The organism is Pseudochrobactrum sp. AO18b (genome assembly GCF_000409565.1).
Lineage (GTDB): Bacteria > Pseudomonadota > Alphaproteobacteria > Rhizobiales > Rhizobiaceae > Pseudochrobactrum > Pseudochrobactrum saccharolyticum.
This window is the reverse complement of sequence record NZ_ANNO01000253.1, coordinates 1-17,364: the sequence shown is the minus strand read 5'-3', so window position 1 is coordinate 17,364 and position 17,364 is coordinate 1. Positions and strand designations below refer to the sequence as shown.

At 51.8% G+C, this 17,364-nt stretch carries 11 protein-coding genes; 2 read left to right on the top strand and 9 right to left on the bottom strand.

All coding sequences use genetic code 11. The annotated features are described in order from the left end of the window. Nucleotides 1-53: 53 nt before the first annotated feature. The gene (locus tag A918_RS0110490) at nucleotides 54-2,258 is read right to left on the bottom strand and encodes a TonB-dependent receptor domain-containing protein (protein ID WP_022711020.1); all 2,205 of its coding nucleotides are present in this window, start codon (nucleotides 2,256-2,258) and stop codon (nucleotides 54-56) included. A gap of 233 nt (nucleotides 2,259-2,491) precedes the next feature. On the opposite strand from A918_RS0110490, the gene A918_RS0110485 reads away from it, so the two are divergent. Further along, complete coding sequence (locus tag A918_RS0110485; RefSeq protein WP_028233654.1) at nucleotides 2,492-3,997, top strand: glycosyl transferase family protein; 1,506 nt, start codon at nucleotides 2,492-2,494, stop codon at nucleotides 3,995-3,997. 36 nt (nucleotides 3,998-4,033) lie between these two features. Here the strand turns inward: A918_RS0110485 and A918_RS0110480 are convergent, their stop codons facing one another. From A918_RS0110480 to A918_RS0110450, 7 genes are all read right to left on the bottom strand, one after another. Beyond that, nucleotides 4,034-6,058, bottom strand: coding sequence for a putative 2-aminoethylphosphonate ABC transporter permease subunit (locus tag A918_RS0110480; RefSeq protein ID WP_022711019.1), 2,025 nt, complete (start codon nucleotides 6,056-6,058; stop codon nucleotides 4,034-4,036). Next, entirely contained in the window at nucleotides 6,055-7,218 is a 1,164-nt protein-coding gene (locus tag A918_RS0110475; protein WP_051139027.1) for a putative 2-aminoethylphosphonate ABC transporter ATP-binding protein, read from the bottom strand. Before A918_RS0110475 ends, A918_RS0110480 begins: the two co-directional genes overlap by 4 nt. A gap of 187 nt (nucleotides 7,219-7,405) precedes the next feature. Continuing rightward, nucleotides 7,406-8,428, bottom strand: coding sequence for a putative 2-aminoethylphosphonate ABC transporter substrate-binding protein (locus A918_RS0110470; protein ID WP_022711017.1), 1,023 nt, complete (start codon nucleotides 8,426-8,428; stop codon nucleotides 7,406-7,408). 201 nt (nucleotides 8,429-8,629) lie between these two features. Beyond that, the gene (locus A918_RS0110465; protein WP_033316041.1) at nucleotides 8,630-9,982 is read right to left on the bottom strand and encodes an aspartate aminotransferase family protein; all 1,353 of its coding nucleotides are present in this window, start codon (nucleotides 9,980-9,982) and stop codon (nucleotides 8,630-8,632) included. Nucleotides 9,983-10,098: 116 nt separating this feature from the next. Beyond that, entirely contained in the window at nucleotides 10,099-11,556 is a 1,458-nt protein-coding gene (phnY, locus tag A918_RS0110460; RefSeq protein ID WP_022711015.1) for a phosphonoacetaldehyde dehydrogenase, read from the bottom strand. 92 nt (nucleotides 11,557-11,648) lie between these two features. Further along, nucleotides 11,649-12,908 (bottom strand): phosphonoacetate hydrolase, encoded by a 1,260-nt coding sequence (phnA, locus tag A918_RS0110455; protein ID WP_028233651.1) that lies wholly within the window; start codon nucleotides 12,906-12,908, stop codon nucleotides 11,649-11,651. A gap of 54 nt (nucleotides 12,909-12,962) precedes the next feature. Next, nucleotides 12,963-14,156, bottom strand: coding sequence for a 2-aminoethylphosphonate--pyruvate transaminase (locus A918_RS0110450; RefSeq protein WP_028233650.1), 1,194 nt, complete (start codon nucleotides 14,154-14,156; stop codon nucleotides 12,963-12,965). 224 nt (nucleotides 14,157-14,380) lie between these two features. On the opposite strand from A918_RS0110450, the gene A918_RS20120 reads away from it, so the two are divergent. Then, nucleotides 14,381-15,265, top strand: coding sequence for a LysR substrate-binding domain-containing protein (locus A918_RS20120; RefSeq protein ID WP_022711012.1), 885 nt, complete (start codon nucleotides 14,381-14,383; stop codon nucleotides 15,263-15,265). Between the two features lie 42 nt (nucleotides 15,266-15,307). Here A918_RS20120 and A918_RS0110440 read toward each other — a convergent pair whose 3' ends face one another. Then, the gene (locus A918_RS0110440; RefSeq protein ID WP_028233649.1) at nucleotides 15,308-16,867 is read right to left on the bottom strand and encodes a D-aminopeptidase; all 1,560 of its coding nucleotides are present in this window, start codon (nucleotides 16,865-16,867) and stop codon (nucleotides 15,308-15,310) included. Nucleotides 16,868-17,364: the final 497 nt, after the last annotated feature.

Genomic DNA, 17,364 nt, shown 5'->3' with positions numbered 1-17,364 from the left:
AAAAAACCCCTTGTGCAGAACACAAGGGCTTTTCATTTTTAACAGCTGAACAATCAGAACTTCGAGGTCATGCTGACCCAGAGACGGCGTCCGTCAACCGAAGCATTGAAATCACTCTCTTCAATACGCTTGTCGAACAGATTGTAGAGTGCCGCATTGAATGTAACATTCTCGCTGAACTCATAGCTCGTACCGATATCAAAGGTCATATAGGCATCATATTTGCGGGCAATGACCTTGCCGTTTTTGTAAACCGGCTTGCCGTTGCTGCCGATACGGGCACCGGCATTGGTTTCCGAGCCATGGTAATTGGCAGCGGTCCATGCAGACAGGCCTTCAACCGGTGTGATCCAGTCCGCGCGGATATTACCCATATGTTCCGGCGTACGTGTCAGCGGCAGACCATCATAGTCCCCGCCCTTCTGACGGGAATGTGTATAGGTATAGCTGGCGCGCAAACGGATGTCAGATGTCGCTTCCCAGTTTGCAGTCAGTTCCACACCCTGCATCACAGCATTATCGATATTGAAGCTGCTCCACAGAACGTAATTTGTATTTTCGCTCCAGCGGATCGGCTTGCCATTCGCATCAAGCATCTGCTTGTTGGAGATCTTGTCCTTGAAATCCGTGTAGAAATACGTCGCGCCAAGCTGCAAACCGTCCTGATTGTCCCACAGGGCACCCAGTTCATAGCTCGTGCTCTTTTCTGCTTTCAGACTTTCATCACCAATAATCACGCCGCAAGGGTTTTTGCCGGATGGCAGGCTTGCCTCAGGACCATAGAAACAGCCGCCGCCGCCGGTTGTATAAGCATAGCCCGGTGCGATCGTGCGGATTTCCGGTGCTTTAAAGCCCGTGGAAATACCACCTTTCAGCGTCAGCTGCTCCGTTGCATGCCACACGGCATAGGCACGCGGGCTGAGATGGGAACCGTAGATTTCGTGGTCATCCATACGCAGACCACCGGTCAGCGAGAAGTCCGGTGTAATCCACCACTCATCTTCAGCAAAGACCGCCCATTGGCGAATGCTGAATGTCTCATCAAGACCGGTGCGGCGTCCCGGATTCTGATCTGTCAGCTGTGCATCAATGAACTGACCGCCGGTGACCAGCGTATGATCGCCGTAAAACTCAAACGGTGTGGTGAATTTACCGTCGAGTACAGAGTTGCGGATTTCCGGTGAACGCAGATTTTCCACATAGGAACCGCGGGCTTTATCCCAGTTGAAATTGGTGCGTTCTGCCCATTCCTGCGAGAACGAGAAATCAGACGTTGTCGGGCCCCAGCGGCCGGTATGGCTGATCGACCAATGTCTGCGGTCATTGTAATTATAAGTATCTGTTCCGGTCAAAGCGATTGTATCACCGACATTGCCTTCACGACGCACGCGGGTGACGCCGCCTTCAATGAAAATGTCATGATCTTCATTCGGTGTAATTGTCAGCTTTCCGCCCAGATCACCGTCGCGCTGTTCCTGCGTACCATTGAGAAATTTATCCTCACTGCGCTTGAGCCCGCGTCCCCAGGCCTGAACGCCAACAACATCAGGCACCAGCGGCCCGCTGACATAGAAGGAAGCCTGTCCGCTGTTGCCGTAGCGTGATTTGGTCTGCACAGTACCGTCAAGGGTCAGCTCACCATGCCATGCATCATCAACTTTACGGGTAATAATATTGATAACGCCACCCATGGCATCCGAACCATAGAGCGAAGACATCGGACCGCGCACCACTTCAATCCGCTCGATGGCCGATGCAGGCGGAACAAAACTCTGTTCAAAACCGGCATTACCATTGGTGCGGGCATCGCGGGTGCTCTGGCGCTTACCGTCAACCAGAATAAGCGTATAGGCACCCGGCAAACCGCGGATATAAATATCCTGCTCATTGGCGATACCGGTCACGCTGACACCCTGCACGCTGTTAAGCGCATCGGTCAGGTTGCGGAAGGCACCTTTTTCCAGCTCTTCGCGCGGTACAACAGTAATACTGGCCGGTGCGTCTTTAACATTCTGCTCAAAGCCGGTGGCTGTGACAACGATCTGATCCAGACGCACAGTACCTGCCGGAGCTGCAGCCTGCTCAGCGGACTGATCCGCAACTTGTTCCGTTGGTTGCTCGGCCTGCGCTTCAGCCGCGACCGGCTTCTTTTTAACAGCCTGTGCCTGAGCCGGAAGGGCGAAAGACAGCATTGTTCCGGCCAGAATTGTGCCGCATGCAAGAGCTGCGAGACGACGCATTTTGACCTGTTTTAACATCTCAGATCCGTAAACTGTCTGAATTTCCGCTCTTGAATGTCCGATATCTGTCATTTCAATTGCCCTCTACCACAAATATGAGTTATTTACTCCCCTTATGTGTGGCAAGGTAACAGGTCAATCGCCATGTTTCAGACTTATTCCAACATCAGCTTTTTGCATTCCGCACAATGAAGATATCGCACCGCCTGAAAAAAGCTTTGTTCTGCACCAAAGCCGGAAGGAACAGTTAAATGCGTGAAAAGACTGTGCCTGATGACAAGAAGTCAGCCAAAGACAGCACAAACAGTGCTTTGCCCGCGTCCCGCTTAGGGCAGTTAAGGCTGTTGATAGCTTTGGATACATTGCTTGTGGAGGGCAGCGTGCAACAGGCTGCCAAGCGCATGAATCTCAGCGCTCCGGCGATGAGTCGCCTGCTCAACCAGATTCGGGAAGCCTTTAACGACCCCATTTTAGTACGTTCCGGCCGCCGGATGATCCCCTCTCCGCGCGCGGAGATGCTGCGCCTGCGCCTGCGTGCTCTTGCGGATGAGGCTGAAAACCTGCTCAGCTCCGATATACCGGCAACGCAGACACCGGCGGAAACCGGCTGGCAGCAACAGGCTTTGCTCGCCGTTCCGCCTTTATCTCTCAGAACACCGCTGATCGGCGGGCAACCCAGCCCCAAACAACTCGCCAATCAGCTGGCAGATCTGAGCAGCAGCCATGATCCTGTTTTACGCTTTTCGCGGTTTTTAGGCATACTCGGCCGTGGTGCCGGAAACAGCCGCCCGCTGACGATTGAGGAGGCAGAGGAAGCCTTTTCCCTGATCCTGCAGCAACAGGTTGATCCGATGCAGGCCAGCGCATTTTTCAGCCTGATCCATTATCGCGGAACAGCCGCTCAGGAACTGGCAGGTATGGTCAGGGCTGCACGCCAATATTATCAGCTGGATGATACATTCAGTCCGCAGGCGGATCTGGACTGGCCGGCCTATCTCTCCCCCAACTCCCCGCGTGCACCATGGTTTTTACAGGCCGCCAAACTGCTCGCTCAGACCGGATATAAAATCGCGCTGCATGGCAGCAATGGCAGCGGTGTAAATAGCGGTAAGATTGAACAGGCAGCGCATGCGCTTGGCATCCCTGTTGCACAAAACCTTGCCGATGCCCGCCAAACACTGAAGAACAGCCACATTGTCTATATGCCATTAACAGGTTTTGCGCCTGCTCTTGCATCCATGATGGCGCTCTATCCGCTATTTGCCGCGCGCTCTCCTGTGGGCGACTGTGTGCATCTTCTCAATCCGTTGCAAGCGCGTGCCAGCCTGCTGGGTGTATCCCGACCGGCCTATCGGGAACTGCACAGAGATACGGCAAAGCTGTTGCAGGAACTGCCGGAAGTGCATGACACTAATGTTTATGGAAACAGCCAGCGACAATTGACCGTTCTCAGCGGCAATCGCGATGTAGCGGAGTTTTATCCTTTCCGTGTGGCAACACTTTTAAGTCTCAGCGGCACGGAAAGCTCTGATATTATTATAAAAGCACTGCATGAGCCGGAAGCCCTGCCTCGTATCGGCATGGATTCCTTTGAATATTGGCAGGCTATCTGGGCAGGAACTGCCATTGACCCGCGTCTTGAAACCGTTGTCACAGCAACAGCGGCGCTCGGCCTGATGACATTGCACAATGATCCCGACTTCAGCGGCTGTCACACCAAAGCAAAACAACTCTGGCAGCAGCGCCACAATAAATAAACGGCACCTCCCGAAGAAGGTGCCGTTTAATCGCTGTCAGGTGCCCCGCCATTTCTGCGTCTTGCGCAGCAGCATTTGCGACAAGCCATAATGCACAAGCCGTGCCGCGACATTGGTATAGAAGATCATCATCCCCATAGCGGCAGCGGGTGCCACATCCCCTGCATCATCCATATTCAGTACGGCGACGGAAGCCAGCGTAGTATGAGCAGAATACAGGAACACCACGGCGGATACTGTCGTCATCGCATTGACGAACAGGTAGATTGAAATATCCAGAATGGCCGGCAGACATACCGGCACGGTCACCCGCGCAAATAGTTTGTAGAATGGTTGCTTGAGCGATGCCGAAACGGACTCGAATTCCGGATCCATTTGTTTCAGTGCGGTCAGCGCCGTCAGATGGGACACTGTATAAAAATGCGTCACGGTACAGATGACAAGAATTATCATTGTCCCGTAAATAGTGCTCAGCGGGTTAGCCGGATTGTTGAAGAAGAAGATATAGGCAAGCCCCAACACCATCCCTGGCACAGCCATTGGCAGCATGGCCAGAAACTGGAACAAGGCACGGCCTTTAGCAAAGCCCTCGGTCTTCTCAACCGCATAGGCACCGACAAACACGACAACTGTTCCGATAATCGCCGTCAGAAAAGCCAGCTGGATAGAATTATAATAGGAGCTCCAGCCACCGCCATCCATACGCCCGAACTCAAAATTACGCAGGCTGAGGCTCAGATCATAAGGCCAGAATTTTACGATGGCCGCTAATTGGCAGACCAGCAAAAGGCCGGTGATAAAAACAGCTATCAGAGCGCAATAAAGCAGGCACAGATTGTCAAACAGCGGTTTCTTTTTCGGAGCAAACGGCACCGCACGTGCAGATAACAGAGCAACCTGTTTGCGCTGGATAACTCTGTCGACGGCAAAAGCAATCACAGCGGGAAACAGCAGCATCACGGAAACAACCGCACCGATTTCAAAATTCTGCTGGCCAATAACCTGCTTATAAATATCCACCGCCAGCACATTATACTGACCGCCGATAACCTTTGGCAGACCGAAATCCGTGATAACCAGATTGAACACTACAAAAGCTGCGGAAATCAAACCATAGCGTGCGCCCGGCACTGTGACCGTCCAGAATGTGCGCCATTTGCTTGCCCGCAGGGAATCCGCCGCCTCATAATGACGGGCATCCGACACAGCCAGAGCCGTGGAAATAATCATCAGCGCATGGGGAAAAGTAAAGAACACCGACCCCAGCACAATGCCCAGAGGCCCGTAAATTGGCAGGCCGAACAGCAGCTCTTTCAAAATCCCCTGATTACCGAACAGATAGATCAGCGCAATCCCCGGCAGCAATGACGGCACAAGAATTGGCATCACCGCCACCAGCTTGAAAAAGCCTTTGAAGCGCATTTTGGAACGGTTGAGCGCATAGGCAAAACCAAAAGCCAGTGAAACGGTGAGCACCATGCTGACCAGCGCAATGACCAGAGAATTCCTGATCGACTGAAACAGCGCCGGTGATGAAAAATAAGTGCGATAATTATCCAGCCCTGTCGTTTGATGCGGCATCAGCATGACACGGCGGAAATTATTGGAATCCATCTCCTGCCATTCCTGCCCTGTATAAGGGGCAGAACCGATCAGAAACCGGCTGTTATCCGTCAAACCACGGATGCGATAATGTTCAGCCCCGCGAAAGCTGAATTCCGGAAACAGCGCCACAGGTGACAAGCGACCGCTATTGGAGGTTGCCAATTCTTCGGATGAAATAGTTTTCAGTTCAGCATTCAGCTGGCTCAAAGACTGAGCAGGAGCCCAGTTGCCTTTGCCGTCACCAACCTGCACCTCATAATTTTCCAGCTGAAACTGGTAACTGGCAAAAGATTTGGACAGCATCACATAAAGCGGCGCCGCCAGTGTTATCAGCAGGTAAGCGCCGATAATCAGCATCATGCCGCGCTTGATCCAGTCGTCCGAACTGACCTTTTGACGAACAGCCTTGCCTGCCGGCATAAGCGGAGCGGCAGGATAATCGCTTACAGCACTCATCGCCTGCCCTTTCCGTCAAAAATCAGCAAACGGCTTTTCGGCAGTTCAACAAGAATAGTCATACCTTCTGTCAGGCCGAGGCGACGTTCGGCATTGATGGAAAAATCTGCAATCAGCTGCTGGTTTTGCAAATAGGTGCTGCGCATATGCGTGCGCCAGAAAGAGCCGAGAAATTCCATGGCTTCAATCTGCACCTCAATCAGATTTTCCCCGTTTCCGGCAGAAGAACTCGCATCCACAGCGCGGCCATGAGGGATCACATCATTCGGCCTGATCACTGCAACCGCCTCGCTGCCCTCCGGCAGATTATGTTCATTGCATTGCAGAACCAGATCACCGGAAACTGCGGTGCCATCCGCCCCGATCGTGACCAGATATTTATTGGTCTCTCCGATAAAATCCGCCACAAACAGGCTGCTCGGCTGACGATAAACATCAAGCGGCGTACCAACCTGTTCGATTGTCCCTTTATTCATCACCACGATACGATCAGCCATAGCCAGCGCTTCTTCCTGATCGTGGGTGACCATGATTGTTGTCACGCCGAGCTTGCGCTGCAATTCTTTAATCTCATGGCGCAGATGAACACGCACTTTGGCATCAAGCGCAGAAAGCGGCTCGTCAAGCAACAAAAGCCCGGGAGAAATCGCTATCGCCCTTGCCAGCGCAATACGCTGCTGCTGTTCGCCGGAAAGTTGTGAAGGATATTTTTTCGCCTGATCTGCCAGTCCCACCAGTTCCAGCAATTCGGCAACACGCTGCGTAATCTCGGCGCGTGATTTCTTCATATTTTCAAGCCCGAAGGCGATATTCTTTTCAATGGTCAGATTGGGAAACAAAGCATAGGACTGAAAAACAATCCCGTAGTCGCGTTGGGCAGGCGGCAGGCAGGAAATATCCTTGGAAGCCTGATGAACCGTCCCCCTTGTCTGCAGATCCAGCCCTGCAATGGCACGCAGCAATGTGGTCTTGCCGCAACCGGAAGGCCCGAGAAAACAGATAAATTCGCCTTCTCTGATTTCCAGATTGATGTCTTTCAGCGCATAAAACTCTCCGAAAGCTTTCCAGAGGCCGTCAACCTTGAGATATTCCTGTCTGTTTGCTGCCGCATCGCCGGCATTATATGCCTGCTGACCGATACGAACAGCATCTGTAGCCATTTCATGTTTCACGAATTCATTCCTCTGGACTGACATGGTCACACTCCCTGAACGAACGCGGAAAAGCCCGCGTTCGCAGTCGCATTATGCGTGTCTGTTAGAGCAGCTTCGGAAAACACGGGAACCGGCCTGTGTCCGAAACCTTATGAAGACAGAAATTCTGCCGCTCAATGAGACAGCGTTCCGATCAGCCTTTGGATTCAGATTTTGAATCGTACCGTTTCGACCATTCTTCCAGAATGGCTTTGCGATTATTCGCCGCCCATTCCAGATCATTTTTAATCATCTTCTTTTCGAGATCAGCAGGAATATGTTCCACAGGCTTGGCAATGCCCGGCAACGCGACCACGGCAAAACTCTTATTGAGCGCTTCCATGGCATTCGGTGTCAGTGTCCAATCCATCAGGGTTTTGGCGGCATCCATATTCGCTGTACCGGCCATAATCGCCACGGCCTCGGACTCCCAGCCGGAGCCTTCTTCAGGGAAAATAATATCCACCGGCGCACCGGCACTCTTTACCTGAGAGGCAGGGAATTCAAAGGAAACGCCGATCGGTATTTCACCCGCACCGGCCATTTTGCACGGTTTGGAGCCGGAATGCGTGTAATTGGCGATATTCTCATGCAGGGCATCCATATAGTCCCAGCCGCCCTTTTCGCCGAACATCTGCAACCAGGATGACACATCGAGGAAGCCGGTGCCGGACGATGCCGGATTAGGCATGACCACATGACCTTTATATTCAGGCTTGGTCAGGTCTTTCCAGCTTGCCGGCGGTTTCAGGCCAAGTTTCTCTGCTTCAACCGTATTGAAACAGACCGCGGCCACATAGGCATCAAGGCCGATCCAGCTGGTCGGACGATCCTTATCCACAAAACGCGGATCCAGCTTGTCGACATCTTTCGGCGTATAAGGTTCTAGCATGCCTTCATTTTTAAGGATCAGCAGCGATGTGGCCGCAATACCCCAGACAATATCTGCTTTCGGGTTGTTCTTCTCGGCCAGCAGCTTGGCGGTCATAACCCCTGTGGAGTCACGCACCCAGTTCACTTTAATATCCGGATGATCTTTATTAAAAGCTTCTGCAAAACGTTGCAGATCAACCGCTTCAAAAGCAGTATAAACAGTCAGTTCTGTTTGTGCATAAGCACTTGATGCCAAAGCAATACCGGCAGCAAGGGACAGAATAAAAGCGCGATGCTTTTTCATTTCATATTTCCCCATTGTTATATCAGCTTTTTGTTATGTGTTTGATAGCTGATTGCTTATTTTTATACCTGCTTTTGCAGGCTGTTCCCTCTTATGGCTCCTCATAGTGCGAACCGCAGTTCAATAAGTAAAATCTATTTATTTTATACATCGCCCTCCAAAACTTATAGGTTAGAGAGCATTTCTTCAGGACAGAAAAATCTATGCGCCTTCCAATATCGCTCTTTCGACAACAGACAATGCCTGTTCAAGTTCCTGCTGAGTAATGATGAGCGGCGGCGACAAGGTCAGCACATTGCCCTGACTGATCTTGAAACTGACGCCGCCCTCCAGACAGCGATAATAAACCGCCTCAGCCAGTGCATTATCCGGCTCACGGCTATGCCGGTCGCGCACCAGCTCCACGCCGAACAGCAAGCCACGACCACGCACATCTCCCACATGCGGTGAGCGCAATTGCAACTCCCGAAGACGGTTCATCGCATATTGGCCAAGCTCGGCCGCACGCTGAACCAGCCCTTCTTCCTCAATAATCTGAATTGTGGTGAGCGCGGCGCGCGTCGTCACCGGATTTTTCTCATGGGTATAATGCCCGATCGCATAATCACCGCATACATCCAGATCACGGCGAACAATTGCCGCCGCGATCGGCAGCATACCGCCACCCAGCGACTTACCGAGCACAATCATATCCGGTGTCACGCCATCATGATCGGACGCAAAAAACTTGCCCGTTTTGCCAAGTCCGGTCGGAATTTCATCAAAGATCAGCAAAGTCCCGTGACGGTCACAGGCCTCGCGCACTTTTTGCCAGAAACCGGGCGGCGGCGGATAAGGTGTGGCGCGCATCGGCTCTGCCACCACAGCGGCAATATCACCCTCGCGTTCCAGCACAAAAGACACGATATCCGCGCAGGCAATACCGCAGCTCTCAGGCCCTTTATGCTTATAATGACAACGATAACAGGCAAAAGGCGGCACATGCTCTGCACCGGACAATAAAGGCCCTGCAATACCCGAACGGAATGTTGCTTCCCCGCCGACTGAAGAGGCGCCAAAGCCCGCCCCGTGAAAGGCATCCCAGAAAGACAGGGTTTTAAATCGTCCTGTAGCAGCACGCGCCACTTTCAGCGCCACCTCAATGGCATCTGACCCGCCGGTGGTGAACAGCGTTTTGCCCAGATTGCCCGGTGCTATTTCTGCCAGTTTTTCAGCCAGTTCAATCGCCGGTTCACAGGTAAACCGGCGTGGTGCAAAACTCAGATCATCCATTTGCTGTTTCACAGCAGCAATCAGTTTGGGATGGGCATAGCCGATATGATGGGCGCTGTTGCCGTGAAAATCCATAAAACGACGCCCGTTGGCATCTTCAATCCAGATACCCTGCGCCTTAACAATCGCTGTGAGGCAAGGGCTGGAGAGGCTCTGATGCAGAAAAACATCCGCATCACGGCGCAGCACTTCCTCCATGTGAGGACTGTTTTGCTGCGCCTGCCATCGCTGCCTTGCCTCAGAGCGGTTGGACTCGCCCTCTGTGTGCACTGCCAGTTTCATACTCGCCGCCTCCCCGAACGGTTTTCAGATAATGTGGCGGTTGCGATACGTATGCCTGTTATACTTTATTGCATTTTACGTATCGCGAACCTTGTTTTAAGCCCTTCTCCCGCGTCTCACTCCCATGGCAGTGAGAAGGTTTTGACATTGGTGAAGCTTTTCATCGCTTCAATCACACCTTCTTTATAACCATTGCCGGAATCTTTAATCCCGCCGAAAGGCGACATCTCGATACGGTAACCCGGCACTTCCCAGATATTGACCGTACCGACATTGAGTCCGCGAATATATTTCTGCATACGCCGGTAATCATTGGTGCAGACACCGGATGACAAGCCGAAATCTGTCGAGTTAGACAGCGCAATCAGCGCATCATCATCGTCCGGTGCCCGAATAATCGGAATGACCGGCCCGAAAGTTTCCTGCATCACCAGTTCCGAGCTGTGCGGTACTTCGTCAACCACAATCGGTGGCAGCAAAGCGCCCTGACGACCCGGATCATAAAGAATTTTTGCCCCCTGCTCGGCTGCCATATAGACTAGCTTTTCAAACCGTGCGGCAGCCTGTTCATGGACGACGGTACCGAGTTCTGTTTTCGGATCCATCGGATCACCAAAGCGTATTTTCTTTGCCCGCTCCAGCACCATTGCTACAAAACGATCGGCCACGCTTTCCTGACACAGGATACGTTTAACGGCTGTGCAGCGCTGGCCGGAGTTTTTCGTAGCCCCCGCCACAGCAAGATCAGCCGCTTTTGCCAGATCATCGTCACTCAGATCATTGAGAATAATCAGCGGATCATTACCGCCGAGCTCCAGTACTGTGCGTTTATAGCCCGCAGTATTAGCAATCATCTTGCCCACAGGAACGCCGCCGGTAAAGGTAATCAGATCAATATCCGGATTGGTAATCATTTCCGAACCGATATCTTTCGGCAGGCCTGTCACCACCGACAGCATTTCCGGCGGCAATCCGGCTTCATACATAATATCGCACAGCAGCAATGCCGTCATCGGTGTCAGTTCGGTCGGCTTTACCACCACGCAATTATTAGTGGCAATTGCCGGTGCCACTTTATGCGAAACCATATTCAGCGGATGATTGAACGGCGTGATTGCCGAAATCGCACGCAATGGTTCGCGGAACGTGAAAATCTTGCGGGCTTTGCCGTGCGGTGTCAGATCGCAGGAGAATATCTCACCGTCATCATGCAGGCACATCTGCCCTGCAAGCGTAAATACGTCATAGGCACGGCCTACTTCGTAATAGGAATCCATCTTGGAGATGCCCAGTTCTGAAGTAATCAGATCGGCCATTTCCTCTTTGCGCGCCGCCAGCAATTCAGCTGTACGCAGCAGGATTTTCTGCCGTTCATAGCGTGTCAGCTTCGGCTTATAGGCTGCGGCAATCCTGAAAGCCTCGCGGGCATGTTCGGCCCGCCCTGCCGGAACTGTACCGATAACCGCATTTGTGTAAGGATAATGCACATCAAAAACGGCATCTGCATCGACCTTTTTACCGGCGATACGCATAGGCTCATGTCTGGTTTTAATGATTGTTTCCGGCTTCACCACAAAGGCTCTCCCTTCAATTCACCCCACCGGAAACCGTTCTGATTTTAAAATCAGAGATCGGTTTACCGGCACGGGGGAATGTTTTCCTCAATTTACGACTGAGCTACCGCAGCTGTAACCGCATAGAAAAACGCATCAAAATTACGCAGAACCGGTGCTTCCGGCAATTCCGGCATCTGACGGTTCACAATGAAAGGCACGGCCTGTTCTGTCAGCCCGCCATGCGAGCGCAGAGGCTCATTCAATGCTGCAAGATCATGGCGATGCTCACTGGTGCCGATGGCCTTATTCTCCGATGACACCAGAACAATATCGCCGATACGGTCTTGAGGTAGCCCAAAACGCTCAGCAGCATCAGCATTGTTCAGCACCACATCAATACCTTCAATAGCCGCCAGCCGCTTCATAATATCACCGATATCCGTACCATCCGGCAGATAGGCTGTTGCAAAAGAACCAAGCGCGCCGTGATGCACCACATAAGGATCTGTAATCGGCAGAATAACCCGCGCGGCATCCTTGCCCAGCCAGTCGTCGAGCACATCCTGCACATAGACAACATCCGGTGAGCCATCAGCCTTATGTTTTGGCTTCATGCCGTGATCTGCCGTCACCACAATGGCTGCGCCCAAAGCATCCAGCTCGGCCAGATATTTGTCGAACATTTCATAAAACGCATTGGCCTGCGGCACACCCGGTGCATATTTATGCTGCACATAGTCAGTTGTGGTCAGATACATCACATCAGGCCGGAAAGTTTTGAGCAGCTTCACACCCGCAGCGAACACAAATTCTGAAAGCTCTGCGGAATAAACCTCAGGCACCGGCATACCCAGCCATTGTGATGCATTATCAATGCCGTTTTCCGCTTTCGTTGTCGTATCGGAACGCTCTGCTGAAAAACAAATCGCGCGATTATCTCCGAACTGCAGGCCTGCCCCCAGCAAAGCCCGCAGCTTGTCTTTGGCAGTCACAACCGCGACTTTCGCACCGGCATCATAGAAGCCTTTGAAAATGGTCGGCGCACGCAGAAAGCGCACATCATTCATCATCACTTCCGTACCGGTTTCGCGGTCATAGAGATAATTACCGCAAATGCCGTGCACTGCAGGCGGGCGCCCCGTGGCGATGGAAAGATTATTCGGATTGGTAAAACTCGGAATAACACTATGCGCTGTGCGTACCGTGCCGGTTTCTTTAATGCGTTTCAGTGTCGGCATCAGCCCCGCAGCAATTGCCTCATCCAGATAAGCCGGTTCGCACCCGTCAAGGCAGATCGCGATAGCGGGGACGTTCGGCCAGTTATAATCACGGCCGTTCACGGTTACGGTTACCTTGGTCATCTTGTTCACTTCATTATCCTCCGCAGGCGGCATTGCGCTAACCTGCTGTTTTAAATTTAAAACTCAGGCTGCGAGCTTGGCACGTTCATCCAGTGCTGCGGCTGGCGGGGCAGCTGTGTCCACGCCCATTTCTGTCAGACTGTCTGCGGCAGCGGCAACGACCTGCCGCATGATATTGGCGTCCATGCGCCCGATGCAGCCGACACGGAAACTGTCGACAACAGTCAGCTTACCCGGATAGATGATGAAGCCTTTATCCTTCATCAGATCATAGAAGCGGGAAAACTCGAATTTCGGATGAGCAGGATTGAAGAAAGTGACGATGATCGGCGACAGCCAGCGGTCACGCAGCAGCGTTTCAAAACCCAGCTGGCGCATCCCCTCCACCATCACATCACGATTATTGGTGTAGCGTGCCAAGCGTCCTTCAGCACCGCCTTCGGCTTCATGCATCCGCAAGGCAACCAGAAAGGCAGCAACCACATGGGTCGGTGGTGTATAGCGCCACTGACCGGTTTTGTTCATCGTTGCCCATTGCTCATATATGTCGAGGCTCAGAGAATGGCTGTTGCCTTTAGCGGCTTCCAGCACGCTTTTGCGGGCAATCACAAAACCAAAACCGGGCACACCTTCGATGCATTTATTGGCCGAAGAGACCATGGCTTCATAGCGGATTTTATTCACACTCAGATCAACCGCGCCGAAAGCGCTCATACTGTCGACCAGCAGCTTGCGCCCCTTGGCATAAACAACTTCTGAGATTTCCGCGACCGGATTGAGGATGCCGGAACTGGTTTCGCAGTGCACCACAATCACATGGGTGATTGCCGAATCGGCATCCAGCGCCTGCGCAACCTCATCCGCACGTGGCGGGAGATAGTCTCCCTTGTCAATTTTACTATGAGCACGCCCCAGATAATTCAGTGTCTGCACAATGCGCTGCCCGTAAGCACCGTTCATCAGCACCAGAATTTTGCTGTCTTTCGGCAGAAATGTCCCGAGCATGGCTTCAACCGCAAAGGAGCCGCTGCCCTGTATCGGCACACAATCAAATTCATGCTTGTCATCACCGGCAACACGCAGCAAGCGCTCACGCATTTCGGCTGTCATTGCCCGAAAATCACCGTCCCATGAGCCCCAGTCTCGCAGCATCGCCTGCTTCACCGCATAGTCTGTCGTCAGCGGTCCCGGTGTCAGCAAATAGGGTTCTCCCAGTGCCGGTGCCAGAAACTGATTGGCTTTCCAGTGCGGAAGCATATCTGCTTCTGACTGCGGTCGTTTTTCACCGGCTGATTGCATTTCCTGTCCCTCCGGATGCTGTGCAAAATGCGGATTTGCTTCATCCTTAGGGAAAGACAAATATTTGTAAAATCGTTATTTCAAATCAAACTATAAGTTTTACAGATGCATATTGTACTAAAAAATTGCTGTGCTAAGCTTGGCTCTCAAATCAGAAAAACACTCGGCATCAGGAGAAATCCATGCGCTATGTTCAGTTACGGGCGTTTCATTATGTGGCAATTTCCGGCGGATTTTCCCGCGCTGCGGAAGCTTTATGCCTGACACAGCCTGCTATTTCTGATCAAGTGCGCAAGCTGGAAGAGGAATATGATGTTCTGCTGTTTAACCGTCATAAGAAACAAGTCAGCCTGACCGATGCTGGTGTAAAACTGCTGGAGATCACGCACCGGCTATTCGAAGTGGAGCAGCAGGCACTGGATTTCCTTTCAGAATCGCGGGTGCTGCGTGCTGGTAAATTGCGTATTATGGCCGATGCAGCACACCATATTCTCGGTATTCTCGGAGCCTTTCGGGAGAAATATCCCTCGGTACAAATCAGCGTGCAAACCGGCAATAGTGAGGAAGTTATCTCGAGTCTTTATCGCTATGAAGCGGATATCGGCGTGCTGGGCGAAGTACCCAAAGCAAGGGACTTTCTCATCCATAAGCTGAACTCTTCGCCGATCATCGCCTTTGTCGCCAGAGATCATCCGCTCAGCCGTTTTTCCAATATTGACCTCGCAGAACTGCTGCAATGGCCGCTGGTCTTCCGTGAAAAAGGCTCGAAAACGCGTCAGAAACTGGAAGATCTCGCGCTGGAGAAGAATGTCGTACTGAAACCTGCTATTGAGGCAGAAGGACGCGAGGCCGTTCGTGAGATTGTTGCAGGCGGTGCCGGTATCGGTTTTGTTTCATTAGCCGAATTCAGCAATGACAGCCGCTTGCATCCGCTTTCGATTAATACGCGTGAAGAACTGATGGATGAAACGCTGATCTGCCTTCAGGAACGCAGCAATGGCGCACTCATCAATGCTTTTTTTAAAATTGCTTCCGAAAGTGATACACATAATATTATCAAGAATTAACAAGTAAAAACCCCGCTGGAATAATCCGGCGGGGTATCAATATCAGACTTTTTTATAGATTATGCCGCGGGCAAGCCAGCAGCCGATTGTCAGCCCCGAGATCGCACCGGACGCATCTCGTTCGGCCACCACAGTCCAGTCACCCGGTGCCGGAGCATCCATTCCGCGCTGACATGGCAAAAGCCAGATATCTTCAGCAATCGCATAAAGCGGTTGCATTGGCCCTTTACCTAAAAAGCCTTCAAATGCTGCATAGACAGCGCTTCCTGCAATTTCACAGACAAAATCAGTATCCATTTCTGCACAATGATAGCGTCCGGCAATATCTTGCCGCCCGTTTCCGGAAACACGATGTAATTTTGCGGAGAGGTTTTCGCCATCGCGACGAAGAGCAATCTCATCACCTTTACGCTGCAAAACCATTCCCGAAGATTGCAAACTGCCATCGGCCTGCATATCCATCATTTCAGGTGATGTACCAAAACGCGCATGAACCTGCCCACCGACAGCCGGAGTAAGGCTAAGGCTCAGTTTCGTGGACGGATCAAAATAATTTCCATACCAACCTGCATCGACAGGCAGAACTTCAGTTTTTGCTTTAGGAATGCCCAAAGCAGCACGCATCAACTGCTCAGCTGCACCATAGGCGCTGGCCTGATGATTAAACATCACAATAACAGACACACGTGCATCAGCCGCATGGAACCGCTGACAACGCCAGCCGCGCAGCGCACCTCCATGGCCGGTAATTTTAACATTGTCAAAATTGACATGGTTAAGGCCATAGCCGTAACAAGCCGGTTTACCGTCCCTGTAAAATTGCGGACGGGACAAACGGTTATAAATACCGTTTTCATCACCACGCGTTGCATCAATAAACTGATCCCACGCAATCATATCATCCAGAGAGGCGCAAACGCCTGCATCCCCGCTCCAGTGAATATTATTCACTGCCGGTGTAAAACCGGAGACAATATTGCCCTCATAACCGATTGCATCACCAGGCGTCACAGATGTGTCAGGGAAAAGTCCGGCAGTTTTCATGCCCGCAGGCAGGAAAATACGCTCGCGCAGAAGTTCATCCAATGAACGGCCGGTTTTCTCTTCAATCAAAAAAGACAACAAACGGAAATTCCCGTTATTGTAGGAATAATGCGTACCGGTTTCAAAATGGGTTGTCCGGATTTTTCCAAGAAGCTGACGGGCATCCTCTGTGGTAAAAACACCTTCCGGGTCAGCACCACTGATCACAGTCAGCGCCCAGTAATCGCGCAGGCCGGACTGATTGTTACATAAATCCGCAATTGCAGGGCGTTTACCTTCAAAGTCAGGCAAATAGGTAGCAAGCGCATCATCAAGAACAGAGGCTTCACCAAAGATACCCAGCAAGGCTGCGCAGGTAAATTCTTTGCTGACGGAGCAGATCGGCATCATGGTCGCCGCACTCATCGGCACCCTTTTCTCCAGATCAGAATAGCCCCAAACCTGCTTCGCTATAACCTCACCATCTTTGAGAACTGCAGCGACGCCTCCCGGTCCTTTATATTGTTCGGAGAGGCTCAGCAGCACGGTATCAATTGCTGATTTATCAACGGCTTGCATAAATTTCATTCCCGCTTATGTGTCTTTGCACTCAGGCATAAGCCACTCACCTTCACAGCTCAAGAGGGATTATCTGCCTGTAATGCCGCAGGATCAGGCATGACTGTTAAACGGCAGGTAAAGCAGCTACTAAACCAACCACACCTCCCCTCCTCTTGCATGTTGTAAATACGAAAAGCTCCGCGCATTTCTGCCGGAGCTTTTGATATTTTTTGGAGATTTAGTTTCGAGGGCAGGATTTGAACCGTTCGTCGTGCAATTGATATTGTATCGCTTGCTTTCCCTCCTCACCCTTCAGATTATGAGCGTGATGAGGTGAGAGCGTTAAAAATCGATTGATTATCGATTTTAGCTCGAACGGGCTGCATCAAGATGCATTGACGCGCCTATTGGAATGGGGTCTGGATCGTAGTTTTAATTGTTTTGAGGGAAGATTGGTTGCGGGGGCAGGATTTGAACCTGCGGCCTTCAGGTTATGAGCCTGACGAGCTACCGGG

Bases quoted from the DNA above. Each gene is read 5' to 3' on its own strand.
- A918_RS0110490 (WP_022711020.1), bottom strand. From the start codon at position 2,258: ATGTTAAAACAGGTCAAAATGCGTCGTCTCGCAGCTCTTGCATGCGGC.
- A918_RS0110485 (WP_028233654.1), top strand. From the start codon at position 2,492: ATGCGTGAAAAGACTGTGCCTGATGACAAGAAGTCAGCCAAAGACAGC.
- A918_RS0110480 (WP_022711019.1), bottom strand. From the start codon at position 6,058: ATGAGTGCTGTAAGCGATTATCCTGCCGCTCCGCTTATGCCGGCAGGC.
- A918_RS0110475 (WP_051139027.1), bottom strand. From the start codon at position 7,218: ATGGCTACAGATGCTGTTCGTATCGGTCAGCAGGCATATAATGCCGGC.
- A918_RS0110470 (WP_022711017.1), bottom strand. From the start codon at position 8,428: ATGAAAAAGCATCGCGCTTTTATTCTGTCCCTTGCTGCCGGTATTGCT.
- A918_RS0110465 (WP_033316041.1), bottom strand. From the start codon at position 9,982: ATGAAACTGGCAGTGCACACAGAGGGCGAGTCCAACCGCTCTGAGGCA.
- A918_RS0110450 (WP_028233650.1), bottom strand. From the start codon at position 14,156: ATGCTTCCGCACTGGAAAGCCAATCAGTTTCTGGCACCGGCACTGGGA.
- A918_RS20120 (WP_022711012.1), top strand. From the start codon at position 14,381: ATGCGCTATGTTCAGTTACGGGCGTTTCATTATGTGGCAATTTCCGGC.
- A918_RS0110440 (WP_028233649.1), bottom strand. From the start codon at position 16,867: ATGCAAGCCGTTGATAAATCAGCAATTGATACCGTGCTGCTGAGCCTC.